This is a genomic window from Paracoccus sp. S4493, from assembly GCF_000967735.1.
GTDB lineage: Bacteria > Pseudomonadota > Alphaproteobacteria > Rhodobacterales > Rhodobacteraceae > Paracoccus > Paracoccus marcusii.
Genome location: NZ_JXYF01000565.1, coordinates 1 through 506 on the forward strand (window position 1 = coordinate 1; position 506 = coordinate 506).

A 506-nucleotide genomic window follows, 5' to 3' on the forward strand; every position below is an offset into this window, starting at 1 on the left:
GCCGCATCGGCCGTGGCCTGACGCGCGGCGGCGGCAGCCGCCTCTGCCACGCGGCGGTTGAAGGATTCGACCAGGTCGGCCGGCCGGTCCTCGGGGCGGCGCGAGGCATCAAGTGCGAGCGCCGATCGCGGGGCGACCGGAACGGCCGTGGCGTCGGGCGTCGGCAGCGCCGGGCGGTTAGGCTGAGCCTCTGCCACGGGGGCCGGGGGGGTGTCCGGGACCTGCGGGGCGGTCTCGGCCCCGTCGGTCTGGTTCGGGCGCGGCGCGGGCAGATCGGTCGCGACCTCGACCGGGGCGGCGGGCGCGAAATCGCTGAGGTCGGGCACGGATTCGGCCGTGTCGGGCTGTTCCAGCGCCGCGGCCTGCCCCGATTGCGGGGGGATCGCATCGACGGGCCGCGCCGCACCGTCCTCGGCAGGGTCGACGGGGTCGGGCAAGGTGGCCACCGCGGTCGAATCGGCACCCACCGGCCCCGCCCCGCGGGCGGCGGCGGCCATCGCCTCGAA

1 pseudogene is annotated in these 506 nt (G+C 78.1%); it reads right to left on the reverse strand.

What is annotated here, in order from left to right:
- Positions 1 to 506: pseudogene (locus TW83_RS21705) on the reverse strand (hypothetical protein); the annotation flags it as partial.